The following is a 13652-nucleotide window of genomic DNA, read 5'->3' as shown; positions in this document are numbered from 1 at the left end:
CACTGAGGGTTTTGAAATTAAGCTCCTGTAATATTTTTGAAGAAGGATAGAAGTTCTGAAAATAAAACAGCCGGTACATTGCTGCACCGGCTGTTTTTGTATTCCTATATCGCTATGGATATTTTTGGTTTTTTATTCTTCAGTTTTTGAAAAATCCATGGCAGCCCTGCGTGTGTATGAATTGTAACGCCATTTGGCATTTTCTTCAGCTGCTTTAAACAGCTCGTCAGCTTCTGCCGGGAATGATTTTCTCAATGAAGTATAACGTACTTCTCCGTTCAGGAACTCTTGGAATTTGCTCCATTCGGGCTCTTTTGAATCGAGCTGGAATGGGTTCTTTCCTTCGTTTTCCAGTAGCGGATTGTAGCGGAACAGTGACCAGTAACCTGATTGTACTGCTCTCTTTTCTTCATTTTGGGTGTTGCCCATTCCTGCTCTCAACCCGTGGCTGATACAAGGAGAATAAGCAATAATAAGTGACGGACCCGGGTAAGCTTCTGCTTCGCGCAACGCTTTCAGGTACTGAGCCTGGTTAGCGCCCATTGCAACCTGTGCAACGTAAACGTAACCGTAAGACATCATCATTGCACCCAAATCTTTTTTACGGATTTTTTTACCAGATGCAGCAAATTTAGCAACTGCGCCTACCGGTGTAGATTTTGATGACTGACCTCCGGTGTTGGAGTAAACTTCGGTATCGAGTACCAGTACGTTTACATCTTCGCCGCTTGCCATTACGTGGTCGAGGCCGCCGTAACCGATATCGTATGCCCATCCGTCACCACCAAATACCCAAATTGACTTTTTAACCAGGTATTGTTTCAGGGTAGCAATTTCTTTGGCATAGCTGCTGTCGCTGTTGGCAATGGCTTCCAGAACTTTTGCTGATGCTTCGGTAGAGGCATCGCCGTTATCTTTATTGTCGAGCCACAGTTGGTAAGCTTCTTTTTCTGCATCGGAAGCGCCGTTGGTTAATGCATTTTGCATTATGTTTTCCAAACGGTTGCGCTGAGCAATAACTCCTTCTGCAAATCCAAAACCGTATTCGGCGTTGTCTTCAAACAGTGAGTTGGCCCATGCTGGTCCGTGTCCGGAATTTCTGTTTTTGCAATAAGGAGTTGACGGGGCAGAACCTCCGTAAATTGAAGAACATCCTGTTGCGTTGGCAACCATCATTCTTTCGCCGTAAAGCTGAGTAATAAGTTTGATGTATGGAGTTTCACCACAACCTGCGCAAGCTCCTGAGAACTCAAACAAAGGTTGAGCAAACTGTGAGTTTTTAACCGATTTGGTTTTGTCAACTACTTTTTCTTTCAGCGAAACTTCGTTTGTCATATATTCCCAACGTTTGACTTCGTCTTGTTGAGATTCCAGCGATTTCATTATTAATGATTTCTCTTTCGACGGACAAACTTCAGCGCAGTTGCCGCAACCGGTACAGTCGAGTACGCTAACCTGGATCCGGAAACTCATTCCGTTAAACATTTTTGAAGGAGTTGCAACACGGGTTTCTGTTCCTTCCGGTGCATTGTTTACTTCTTCTTCTGTTAACAGGAACGGACGGATGGCAGCGTGCGGACAAACGTATGAACACTGGTTACACTGAATACAGTTTTCAGCCTGCCATTCTGGTACGTGAACTGCAACGCCACGTTTTTCGAAAGCGGCAGTTCCCAGCGGGAATGTTCCGTCTTCTGCTCCAACAAATGTAGAAACCGGAAGATCGTCACCTTTCTGACCGTTGATTTTGTCAACCACTTTTACGATATATTCCGGACGATCGGAAGTTTCGTGTGCTTCTTTTACTTCAATATCTTTCCATTCAGCAGGAACAGTGATTTTATGAACGTTTTGTCCACCGGCTTCAACGGCGGCAAAGTTCATGTTTACAATTTTTTCACCTTTCTTACCGTAAGATTTGACAATAGCTTTTTTCATTTCGTCTACCGCCATTTCGTAAGGAATTACGCCGGTAATTTTGAAAAATGCCGATTGCATAATGGTGTTTGTACGTGTTCCCAAACCAATTTCTTCACCCAGTTTGGTACCGTTTATAATGTAGAACTGAATATCGTTTTCAGCCATGTACTTTTTCATGCTGTCGGGCAAACGATGTTTTGTTTCTTCTTCGTCCCAGATGGAGTTCAGCAAAAATGAACCACCTTTCTTCAATCCTTTTAAAACATCGTAAAGGTGAAGGTATGCCGGTACGTGGCAGGCCACAAAGTCAGGAGTAGTTACCAGGTAAGTAGACCTGATGGGTTTGTCGCCGAAACGCAGGTGCGAGCAAGTAAAACCACCTGATTTTTTTGAGTCGTACTGGAAATATCCCTGGCAGAATTTATCGGTTGCACTACCAATAATTTTGATGGAGTTTTTGTTGGCACCAACTGTACCGTCGGAACCCAATCCGTAAAATTTAGCATGGTAAGTTCCCTTCGGTGTAATGTCTACTTCTTCTTTTGGAGGAAGTGATTTAAATGTTACATCGTCAACAATACCAATGGTAAAATCATTTTTAGGTTCGTTCATTTCCAGGTTTTCGTAAACCGAAAGGATTTGAGAAGGAGTGGTATCTTTTGAACCTAAACCGTAACGGCCACCAACTACGATGGGCTCATTTTCCTGTCCGTAGAAGCTGGTTTTAATGTCGAGGTAAAGTGGTTCGCCGGCAGCTCCGGGTTCTTTTGCACGGTCGAGTACAGCAATGCGTTTTACTGTTTTCGGCAATGCCTGCATAAAGTATTTTGCAGAGAACGGGCGGAACAGGTGTACTGCAACCATCCCTACTTTTTTGCCAAGGCTTGTTAAATGATCAATGGTTTCTTTAATGGTTTCAGTAACCGAACCCATTGCAATAATAATGTTTTCAGCTTCCGGGTCTCCGTAGTAATCAAACGGGTGATATTCACGTCCGGTAAGTTTCGAAATTTCTTTCATGTAATCGGCTACAATGTCAGGAACGGCATCGTAAAATCTGTTTGAAGATTCTTTTGCCTGGAAGAAAATATCGGGGTTCTGAGCAGTACCGCGGGTAACCGGGTTTTCAGGATTCAAAGCGCGGTTGCGGAATTCCTGTAAAGCTTCCTGGTCAATCAGCGGAATAATATCTTCCATTTGAATGGCTTCAATTTTTTGAATTTCGTGAGAAGTACGGAATCCATCAAAAAACGAAACGAACGGAACTCTTGATTTAAGAGTAGCTAAATGAGAAACACCAGCCAGGTCCATTTCTTCCTGAACAGAGCCTGAAGCAAGCATTGCAAATCCTGTCTGACGTGCAGCGTAGATGTCGCTGTGGTCACCAAAAATAGAAAGTGCGTGTCCGGCAAGTGCACGAGCGCTTACATGAAAAACTGTCGGAAGCAATTCTCCAGCAATTTTGTACATGTTAGGAACCATTAACAATAATCCCTGTGATGCAGTGTAGGTAGTAGCCAGTGCACCAGATTGAAGTGCTCCGTGAACTGCTCCTGCTGCACCTCCTTCGCTTTGCATTTCTGCCAGGCGAATAGGACGTCCAAACATGTTCTTTTTTCCATTAGCAGCCCATTCATCAACATATTCGGCCATTGTTGAAGATGGAGTAATCGGGTAAATACATGCAACCTCACTAAACATGTAACTCATGTAAGCTGCTGCATAGTTCCCGTCACACGTAATAAACTTCTTTTCTTTTGCCATTATTTTTCTCCTTTGTTTCAAAAAATTAGTATTTCGTATCTAATTGTTTAATTAATATAAAAAACCGAAAAGCCACAGGGGGATTTTGTTTTTGCTGCCGGTTTCTATCATATCTGCCGCAACATACTGTCCTTTTCCCGGTTCTGTTTTTCGTCCGCCAACCATAAAGTGCCATTTGTAATTTACCAAAAAGTCAGCTTCTTCAGAACTGTTAACCGGCTGGTCGTAAACCACCTGGTTGTAAAAGAACGTTTGTCTGAGGTTGGATTTTTCAACATTGCCGGGTGCAATTGCATACAGTAAGTTGGTATCATGCATATACACCTTGTTGGGTTTTTTGAGATCGTTTTCATCGCCGTTTGCATTGAGCAGATGAATGAGCTTTGCATTTTTCAGGTAACGGAGATAATTCATTACCGTTGCCCGCGATGTTTTAACATCAGCAGCCAATTTACTCACATTTGGCGAGAAAGGGGTTTCTGACGCTATGATATGCAACAGCTTTCTGAGTTTTGAAAGATATTTCAGCTCAATTTGATTAATGTACGGCACATCTATTTCCAATGCCAGGTTGATGTGTTTCAAAAGGCGGTTGGAATAAAAATTTGGGTCGTCTATAAAATAGGGGTAAATGCCACTTTTGAGGTATTCTCCAAAATAGGCAAGTGGCCTTACTTTGGATACAATGTCGGTTGCAATCTCAATGTGGTTATTTAATATATCGTCGAAAGAATAAACCGGGAAATTGTTTTGTGTGGTGTGATTTAAATATTCCCGAAAAGATAGCCCTTCCAGATGATTTACTTTTACAATTCCTTTCAGCAGGTGGTTGTCTTCGGTGATTCGTAACACCGGCGACGATGTAAAAATAACTTTTAGTCCTGGAAGACGATCGTGGCACTGCCTTAGTTCTTTCGACCAATTTGGATATTTTTGTATCTGGTCCAGTAAAAGGATTTTTCCACCTCGCTTTACAAATTCATCGGCAAACGAAATTATGGTTCGCCGTGTAAAGTAGAAGTTGTTTAAATTAACATACAAGGCTGAATTGTCATTCGGAAATTTCTGCTTTACGTAATCGAGCAGAAAAGTAGTTTTTCCCACGCCTCTGAATCCTTTAATGCAAATCAGCCGATCCGACCAATCAAGGGTTTTTAGTAACTCCCTACGGATTGTAGGGTGGGTGCTTTCCAGTAATGTTCTATGTACGTTATTAAAAAAATCCAAAATTTAATTTTTTATGCAAAAGTAACAGTTTTTGTCTGAAATTGTAATGTGAAGATGACAAAAAATAAGATTTTGTGTAATTTATAATTGGTAAAAATAAAAAAGCAGGCTGGGTGGCCTGCTCTCGATTTATGATTAATGTTATAAAATTGATGAAGCTTTTTACCCATCGTTCATCGATGCCAGAAACTCTGCAACCGAGTTGGAGCGCATCAGTCTTGTTTTCATAAATTCCATTGCTTCCAACGAATTCATATCGCCAAGGTAATTGCGCAAAATCCAGAGTTTGTCCAGCATTTCTTTTTTGATGAGCAGGTCTTCGCGACGGGTGCTTGATGAAGGTATATCCACTGAAGGGAAAATCCTTTTGTTTGAAAGCTTCCTGTCGAGCTGCAGTTCCATGTTGCCGGTACCTTTAAATTCTTCGAAAATTACTTCGTCCATTTTCGAGCCAGTTTCGGTAAGGGCTGTGGCTAAAATGGTAAGTGAGCCACCTTCTTCGATATTACGGGCTGCACCAAAAAAGCGTTTTGGTTTGTGTAGCGCGTTTGCATCAACACCACCCGATAAAACTTTTCCTGAAGCGGGTTGAACGGTGTTATATGCCCTGGCCAAACGGGTAATTGAATCGAGAAGAATAACAACATCGTGGCCGCATTCAACCAAACGTTTTGCTTTTTCCAAAACAATGTTTGCAACTTTTACGTGCTTATCGGCCGGTTCGTCAAAAGTCGAAGCAATAACTTCGGCGTTTACGCTGCGAGCCATGTCGGTAACTTCTTCAGGGCGTTCGTCAACCAGCAGAACAATCATGTAAACTTCAGGATTATTTGCTGCAATGGCATTTGCAATTTCTTTCAGTAAAACTGTTTTCCCGGTTTTTGGCTGGGCAACAATTAAACCACGCTGGCCTTTTCCAATGGGAGCAAACATGTCAACTACCCGGGTGGAAATATTGTCGTGTCCTTTTCCTGTTAATTCAAATTTTTCGTTCGGGAAAAGCGGAGTGAGATGATCGAACGGAACGCGGTCGCGGATGTATTGCGGGCTTCTGCCGTTGATTTCCAGAACTTTAATAAGCGGGAAATATTTTTCGCCTTCTTTGGGCGGGCGAATGGTTCCGGTAACAGTGTCTCCTGTTTTTAACCCGAAAAGTTTTATTTGCGACTGTGAAACATAAACATCATCGGGCGAGTTGAGGTAGTTAAAATCAGCCGACCGAAGGAATCCGTATCCATCCTGCAAAATTTCAAGTACTCCGGTGTTGGTTACAATTCCGTCAAATTCATAAAACTTGCCGTTGTTTCCTTTGTTGTTATTTTGTTTTTGCTGATGTGGCTTTTGTTCTTTTTTAAAGGGTTTCTGTTTTCCCTGCTCTTTATTGCCTTGTTGTTGCCTTTTGTCTTCTCCGGCAGAACCTTTGTCAGACGTTTGTATTATTTTAACCTCAGGTTTTTCCTTTTTGGGCTCCTGAAGTTTGAGTTCCGGTTTTTCTGTTTTTTCAGCTTTTTTTATTTCCGGTTGTGTGGGTTCCTGCTTTATTTCTTTTGCTTCTTCCTTCGGGCTTTTTGTTTCGCTAAAACCCTGAATGATTGCTTTTATCTGATCCTGACGGGATTGAACAGAGTTTTCTTTGTCTTCGGTTTTATCCCCTTTTACTTCAATTTTGTTTGATTTTGATACAGGTTCAACTTTTTCACGGCGCGGCCTTTTGCCACGAGGTGCTTTTTCTTCTTTTTTATTTTCGCTTTCTTTTGACGAATCCTGCTTCTTCCGCAAAAAGTTCTTAAAAGTTGAACGTTCCTCCTTTTTTTGATCGTTTTGATCTTTGGGGGTATTATTCTTTTTTACATTTTTTTCTGCTTCTTGAATGGCTTGGGTGTCAAGAATTTTGTAGATAAGATCCTGTTTCTTGTAGGACTCTACGCGCTTAATTTTCAGCCCTTTTGCAATGTCACGCAACTCAGGGACGAGTTTTTTGTTCAATTCTAAAATGTCGTACATTGTATAAATGTTATTATTCTCTTTTCCGATTAAAACTAATACTGGTAATCTATTTGGAACAAATAAAGTGGAGACGAGAAATTTTTGAAATTCGGCTGCAATTATAGTAAATACTTATTACATTCCAAAAATTAAAAAAAAGATTTTTTAATTTTTTTATTTTAATCCAACTAATTTAATATTAGAACGTTTGTGCATTGTTCGTTTATTCCGGAAAATGAAATTTTACTTGTTTAGGTATTCCTATATTGGTTTTTTTTACGCTCATTTTTTATAAAAGTTCGCTTTTTTAGGGTAAGATTTTTCGCTGCCTATACAAAATCAGTGTTTATTTTGTTTCTCAGAACCTGATATTGTATTTAAGTTTCAGTCTAAGTGCACTTTCATTCATGAAAAATGCGTCGGTTTGTTTTAAAAACTGCGTGTTCCATGCTATAATAATTTCGTTGCCCGGTTTTATAATCCATTGAAAACGCGATTGCCAGCCGGCATTTTTGCTTGCATTGTCGTATTGTACAAAATTATATAAAGTAATGTCGGGGCTAAACAGGATGTTTGCGTTTGCCTGATAGATGTTTGCAGTGAAATTTCCCTGAGGAAGCGTTACCTGGTTTTGGATGAAAGTTCCACCCAGAAAAAATGGTACGGCTACTTTCCAGTTGGCCTTTATTATTACATCTTTGCGCGTGCCGCTGTAAAAATCTCCAAAACTGTATGTTGCTTCTCCCCAAATGTTTCTTGCACCTTTTGTTTTTATTGCAATTTCCTGACGCCACCATAAGTAACTATTTTTTGGGATGATAATTTCCCTGAAAATGTTAAAACTGCCATAAAGGTTTTCGTGTTGGTTTAGCAGAGTGTAATTGATTTCTTCGCCTGAAAATAGGCGGATTCCCAGTGGTTTAAACTTGAATTCTCTCGACTCGGATGTCGCGGTTTCAAGGTTTTGTATGTAATCGAATTGTGCTCCAAATTTCACTTGCATAATTCCCCATTTATTGGGACGGGGGCCAAATTCAAACTCGCCGTAGCTTTCTTTGATATTCACGCGGGGTACAAACCCCATTCCGGCCACAAAATTTTTACCGATTTGATGGTAGCCAAGTCTGGCGTTAATCAGGTCGTTGGGGTAGGAGAACTGAGCGCCCCACGCTTCGTTGTCTTCGTGTGTGTTCGGGGTATTTGATTTTAGTCCGAAAAGCATAAACGATGCATTTTTGTTGCCCTGAAACCGGGACGAGGATAGTTTTAAATCTATTCCGGCGAGCATGTTAGACGAGTCGGCCAGTGTATTTCCATAGGTACCGATAATTCCTATTGACGATTGTTTCCAAAGGTTGTGCGATATGCGCAATGCCGAAAAGTTGTTGTCGCCAGCCTGTCGGTCATCGTTCATGTACAGCATGCCAATATTCCAGTTTTTGTGCTGCCCGGTAAGTTTTGCTCCGTAATTAATGGGTATTGGTTTTCCGTTTTCATCAAGCCCCATTCTGCGCGAGAAAAAAGGAATAATGCGCTGTGAAACAGGACTGCTGTCGTCTCCTTCAATGCCAAACTGAAAGTAATTTGCGCCGTTGAGAAAGAAATCGCGTTTTTCGGGAAAATGAAGACTGAAACGGGTGAGGTTAATTTGCCGGTCATCAACTTCTGTTTCGGCAAAATCTGTATTAATAGTGAGTGATGAGCGAAGACTTGGCGTAATCTGATAAAAAAGATCGACCCCTCCGGTAAGTTTGGAGGTGTTGTTTTCGCCTCTTTTTCCATCGAGCCCGGTAATCAGATAAGGCGAAATGTCGAGCCCTATTCCCTGAGTAATATTTTCTATTCCGTCCAGAATTGCGGCATCTGAAACTTGAAATTTGTGGGTGTTCAGGTTGGCTTCGGGCCAGTACGATGATTCGATGTTGCTTACAATATGCCGGATGTATTTTATGCCCCATCTGGTGTTTGAGCCGTTGAACCCAAGCGACTTAAACGGGATGGCCACTTCGGCTTCCCAGCCGTAATCTTTAATGGAAGCTTTGCCTGTCCACAGTCCGTCCCATTCTTTGTTAAACGCAGCTCCGTTTTCGCTGATTAGTGCATCGCCGATGGAGCCGCGCGGACCGATTTGAAACCAGTAGCCATTTCTGCCGTCGAAGTATGTGTCCAGAATTATTTGTATCCTGTCGTCGTTTCCCAAACTCACATCGCGGGCCATTTCTTTTGCCGTAATTTTTTGAGGATCGTCCCAGCATTTTACAGCGAAGTAAATGTGATTTTCGTCGTAGCAAACCAGAAATTCGGTTTTCTTTGAAACGGGCGCTCCCAAATTAGGCTCCCGCTGGTAAAAGTCAGTGGTAACAAATGCTTCGTCCCAAACCGCTTCGTTTACGTTTCCGTCGATGCGTGGCGGCGTGTCTATTCTTACTGCGCGGATTGCCGGCTGTGCAAATACTATGTTAGATAGAATTATAAATGTGGCCAGAAATAGTGCTGAATGTTTCAATGGTTTAAAGTTCAGTTTGAAGTGTCTAATATAACAAAAAAAGCATTTATTTTGTGCCGGTTAGCCTGATAACAGAGGCTTTGCCCTGATGAAATTTACCTTCGTCGAGAATAGTTTCTGTTTTTTTTGATATAAATTTCTGCCAGTTCCCCGAAGTCGGATTTTAACTCCTCTTCAGAATAGAGCATTTCAACGTTGCGCGGCCCGCCCGATTTGTAGTTGATTTGGTTTTTCGAAAAGCTTTCGAGGATAACTGTTCCGCCGGGCTTTAAAAAGCTGATCAATTTTTTGTGGTAGCTTTCTCTTTTTCGGGGATGAAAATGCGCAAAAATTAAAACAATGGCATCAAATTTTTCCTGTTGGTATGTAATGTGTTCAAGGTCATTTGCCCGGTAGTCAATTGAAACGTGGTTCTGCCCGGCCAGTTTGTTTGCTTTGTTTTGCGCTTCAGTACTGGCGTCGAAAGCCGAAACGTTCCATCCATTTTTTGCCGCGTAAACAGCATTTCTGCCTTCTCCTTCGGCAGCAAAAAGTATTTTTCCGGGTTTTAATTTGTCCAGTTGCTCTTTAAAAAATAGGTTGGGGTTTGTGCCGTACGCATATTCGTTAAAGGCATATCTTTCGTTCCAGAAATTGTTCATGTTTTTGTTGTTTGAGAACCCAAACAAAATTGCCGGATGTAAGTTTAATTGGGGCGATGACGGATTGTCTAATGTTTGCTAAATTTGAGGTGTGTTTTTTATTTGAGCCGGGTGTTATCTGCAATGTTTTCTTTTTTATTTTTGCAAAAATACAAAACAATGAGAATAGAGATAGAACAGCCTGAACAGGACGAACTGGAAGAAGCCGGCGTATTTGACTGGCCGGTGCAAGAATACGATGAAGAGAAGTTTGACTGGTATTACGATAAAACCGAGCATTGTTATATTCTCGAAGGCGATGCGAACATTGTTTCCGAATTTGATTCCGTTACAATAAAACCGGGAGATTATATTGTTTTTCCTGCCGGTCTTGAATGTGTATGGGATGTGCAGTCGAAAATAAGGAAGCATTATTCGTTCGAATAAATAATTGATTACTTCCCCCATTTATTAACCCGGGCCATGTTTTGGTGCTGACTAATCGTTATTTTCTGTCTCTCGATTTTGTGTTTCTGTTTTGAAAATTTCTCTGCTTTTCTGTGCGATGTACAGAAAAAATAACAAATTATTTGAATAGTTCTATTCTCGCTAAGATTAAAAAAGCGCTATTTTTTCACTGCTTTTCGAGCAAACTAAAAGAAACATTTGATTGTTTTATTCGTCCGTTTTACTTTCGCCGATATTTTTGAGTCAAAAAGCAAAGTATCTTGTTTTTCTTGCTTTCTCCCTGTGTATCTGATGAAAAAGATGCGATAATTTTTTAGCCGTTTGAATAAAGACTAACTTTGTTGGAGAAATGTGTAAGTCTTGATAAACTTTAAAAAATCTGCTTTGTTTTCATTTTTAATTATTGGTTAATATAAAGTTACAAATGGATAAATTTTCATCGGTTGGAAACCAGGAACAGGAAGCGATTGACGACCTGTATCAGGCGTATTTGGAAAATCCGGATTCGCTTGATAAAAGCTGGCAGCATTTTTTTGCGGGTTTTGAACTGGCCCGCACTAATTATCCGGCTAAACAGGCCTTGAACCTGGCTGGCGACATCAATAAAGAGTTTGCCATTTTAAGTTTGATCCACGCCTATCGTCAGCGTGGACATTTGTTTACAAAAACAAATCCGGTGAGAGCACGCCGGCAGTATGTTCCCACGCTCGATATCGAAAATTTTGGTTTGGAGAAAAAAGATCTGGAAACTTCTTTTCAGGCCGGGAACGACATTGGAATTGGCACCGCGAAATTAAAAGATATAATAGAGCATCTGGAAGCTACTTATTGCCATTCTATCGGGGTTGAATATGTTTACATGCGCCATCCCGAAGTAATTCAGTGGTTGAAACAGAAGATGGAAAGCAGCTGCAATTCCCAAGCTCTTACCGATGAAGAACGGAAAGACATTTTTTTCCACCTGGAGCTGGCGGTTGGTTTCGAAAGTTTTATTCATAAAAAGTTTGTGGGGCAAAAACGGTTCTCGCTCGAAGGAGCCGAAAGTCTCATTCCTGCGCTCGATGCGGTAATTGAGCGCGGAGCAGAGTTGGGTATCGAAGAGTTTGTTTTGGGAATGGCCCACCGCGGGCGGTTAAATGTACTGGCCAATGTGCTGAAAAAACCGTACGAAAATATTTTTAAAGAGTTTTACGGAAAAGAGTACGAGGAAGACATCTGGAACGGCGATGTGAAATATCATCTTGGGTACGAAAATGAAGTGATGACTGACCTCGGCAAAAAAGTGAAGTTGAAACTGATGCCCAACCCGTCGCATCTGGAAACAGTGGGGCCAATTGTGCAGGGAATGGTGCGTGCAAGAATTAACTCGGTTTACCAGAGCGATTATGGTAAAGCTGCCGGAATTGTTATTCACGGCGATGCTGCCGTTGCAGGGCAGGGCGTGGTTTACGAAACCATACAAATGTCGCAGCTCGACGGCTACAAAACCGGAGGAACCATTCATCTGGTTATTAATAATCAGGTAGGTTTTACAACTTCTTATCTCGATGCCCGGTCGAGCACCTATTGTACCGATGTGGCAAAGGTTACCCGCTCTCCCGTGTTTCATGTTAATGGTGACGATGTGGAGGCGTTGGTTTATACCATAAAACTGGCTGTGGAGTTCAGGCAGAAGTTTCACACCGATGTATTTATCGATATTCTTTGCTACCGTAAATACGGGCATAACGAAGGCGACGAACCGCGCTTCACGCAGCCGATGTTGTACAAAGCTATTTCTACACATCCGAATTCGCGTGATATTTATGCGCAAAAACTGGAAGGCCTCGGTATTATGGGGCCGGAAGATGCCCGGGAGAGGGTAAAGAGTTTTGACCGGTTTCTGGAAGAAAAATACAAAGAGTCTGAGAAAATCGATAAGCTGAAAATTCGTAAGTTTTTGATAAACGAATACAGTTCTTACGAAATGCCCTGTAAAATGATGTTCGACCAGTCGGTAAAAACAGGGGTAAAGGCAGAAAAGCTAATTGAAATAGCTAAAAAAATTTACACGCTTCCCGAGGGTCTGACGTTCTTTAAAAAAGTTAACCGGATTATTTCCGATCGAAGAATGATGATTCACGACGACCGGTTGGATTGGGCCATGGCAGAACTTTTGGCCTACGGTACTCTGGTTGATGAAGGTCACCCGGTTCGTTTGAGCGGACAGGATTCTGAGCGCGGTACTTTTGCTCACCGCCACGCGTCTTTTGTGGTTGAAGGAACCGACGAAAAGTATTTCCCGTTGAAAAACGTAGGTGAAAATCAGGCAACTTTTCATGCATATAATTCACCCCTTTCGGAATATGCAGTAATGGGGTTTGAATACGGATACGCCCTTGCAAAACCCGATGGACTGAATATTTGGGAAGCCCAGTTCGGCGATTTTCATAATGTGGCGCAGGTAATAGTCGATCAATATATTACTTCTGCTTTTGAAAAATGGGGGTTGATGAATAACCTTGTTTTGTTGCTGCCGCACGGGTATGAAGGACAGGGGCCGGAGCATTCCAGCGGGAGGATTGAGCGTTTTCTTGAACTGGCCGCCAATAATAACATTCAAATTGTTGTGCCGTCTACACCTGCCAATATGTTTCATTTGTTGCGGCGACAGGTAAAAATGAAAATGCGTTTGCCGTTAATCGTTTTTACACCCAAAAGTCTGCTGCGGCATCCGAAAGTGGTGTCGAAAATAGACGAGCTTGCGCGTGGCGTATTTCAGGAGGTGATAGACGATCCTGTTGCTGAACCTGAATTTGTTGAAAAGGTGATTTTTACTTCCGGCAGGTTGTATTACGATTTGCTGAAACGTAAACAGGAAAGAGGCATTTCCAATGTAGCTGTTGTGCGGATGGAACAACTTTATCCGTTGCCGAACAAACAGATAAACCAAATTCTTAAAAAGTACAATACTTCGAGTTTGATTTGGGCGCAGGATGAGCCTGAAAATATGGGCGCCTGGCCGTTTATTAACAGAAAACTCAACTGTCTGGGATTTAAAGTGGTTGCACGAAACGAGAGTGCAAGTCCGGCAGTTGGTCTGATGGAAAAACATACTCAGGCATTGGAAGAAATATTGAATTCCGTTTTTGAAGAAAAAGAAGTTGTTGCTTCATAAAAAA

7 protein-coding genes are annotated in these 13652 nt (G+C 41.7%); 2 read left to right on the top strand and 5 right to left on the bottom strand.

Annotated features, from left to right (window positions below; translation table 11 throughout):
• Window positions 1-132 precede the first annotated feature (132 nt).
• The 5 genes from nifJ to BUB08_RS09695 all read right to left on the bottom strand — a co-directional run bounded on the left by nifJ (window position 133) and on the right by BUB08_RS09695 (window position 10044).
• Window positions 133-3684, bottom strand: a complete 3552-nt coding sequence (gene nifJ / locus BUB08_RS09715) for a pyruvate:ferredoxin (flavodoxin) oxidoreductase (RefSeq protein WP_073001233.1) — start codon at window positions 3682-3684, stop codon at window positions 133-135.
• A gap of 51 nt (window positions 3685-3735) precedes the next feature.
• The gene (locus BUB08_RS09710; protein WP_073001232.1) at window positions 3736-4911 is read right to left on the bottom strand and encodes an ATP-binding protein; all 1176 of its coding nucleotides are present in this window, start codon (window positions 4909-4911) and stop codon (window positions 3736-3738) included.
• 162 nt (window positions 4912-5073) lie between these two features.
• Window positions 5074-6915 carry a transcription termination factor Rho gene (gene rho, locus BUB08_RS09705; protein ID WP_073001231.1) on the bottom strand — a complete coding sequence of 614 codons (1842 nt, stop codon included), beginning with the start codon at window positions 6913-6915 and terminating at the stop codon, window positions 5074-5076.
• A 340-nt stretch (window positions 6916-7255) separates the two neighbouring features.
• Window positions 7256-9403, bottom strand: coding sequence for a carbohydrate binding family 9 domain-containing protein (locus BUB08_RS09700; RefSeq protein ID WP_073001230.1), 2148 nt, complete (start codon window positions 9401-9403; stop codon window positions 7256-7258).
• A 95-nt stretch (window positions 9404-9498) separates the two neighbouring features.
• Window positions 9499-10044 carry a class I SAM-dependent methyltransferase gene (locus BUB08_RS09695; RefSeq protein WP_217651585.1) on the bottom strand — a complete coding sequence of 182 codons (546 nt, stop codon included), beginning with the start codon at window positions 10042-10044 and terminating at the stop codon, window positions 9499-9501.
• 159 nt (window positions 10045-10203) lie between these two features.
• Between BUB08_RS09695 and BUB08_RS09690 the strand changes: the two genes are divergently transcribed.
• Both BUB08_RS09690 and BUB08_RS09685 read left to right on the top strand, forming a co-directional pair.
• On the top strand, window positions 10204-10470 hold the full coding sequence (locus tag BUB08_RS09690; protein WP_073001680.1) for a cupin domain-containing protein: 267 nt from the start codon (window positions 10204-10206) through the stop codon (window positions 10468-10470).
• Window positions 10471-10915: 445 nt separating this feature from the next.
• On the top strand, window positions 10916-13648 hold the full coding sequence (locus BUB08_RS09685; protein ID WP_073001229.1) for a 2-oxoglutarate dehydrogenase E1 component: 2733 nt from the start codon (window positions 10916-10918) through the stop codon (window positions 13646-13648).
• The last annotated feature ends 4 nt before the right edge of the window (window positions 13649-13652 follow it).

This window comes from Mariniphaga anaerophila (assembly GCF_900129025.1).
GTDB classification, from domain to species: Bacteria; Bacteroidota; Bacteroidia; order Bacteroidales; family Prolixibacteraceae; genus Mariniphaga; species Mariniphaga anaerophila.
This window is presented reverse-complemented; position numbering and strand designations above follow the sequence as displayed.

Coding starts and splice junctions, on each gene's coding strand:
- nifJ (WP_073001233.1), bottom strand. CDS start 3,684: ATGGCAAAAGAAAAGAAGTTTATTACGTGTGACGGGAACTATGCAGCA.
- rho (WP_073001231.1), bottom strand. CDS start 6,915: ATGTACGACATTTTAGAATTGAACAAAAAACTCGTCCCTGAGTTGCGT.
- BUB08_RS09695 (WP_217651585.1), bottom strand. CDS start 10,044: ATGAACAATTTCTGGAACGAAAGATATGCCTTTAACGAATATGCGTAC.
- BUB08_RS09690 (WP_073001680.1), top strand. CDS start 10,204: ATGAGAATAGAGATAGAACAGCCTGAACAGGACGAACTGGAAGAAGCC.
- BUB08_RS09685 (WP_073001229.1), top strand. CDS start 10,916: ATGGATAAATTTTCATCGGTTGGAAACCAGGAACAGGAAGCGATTGAC.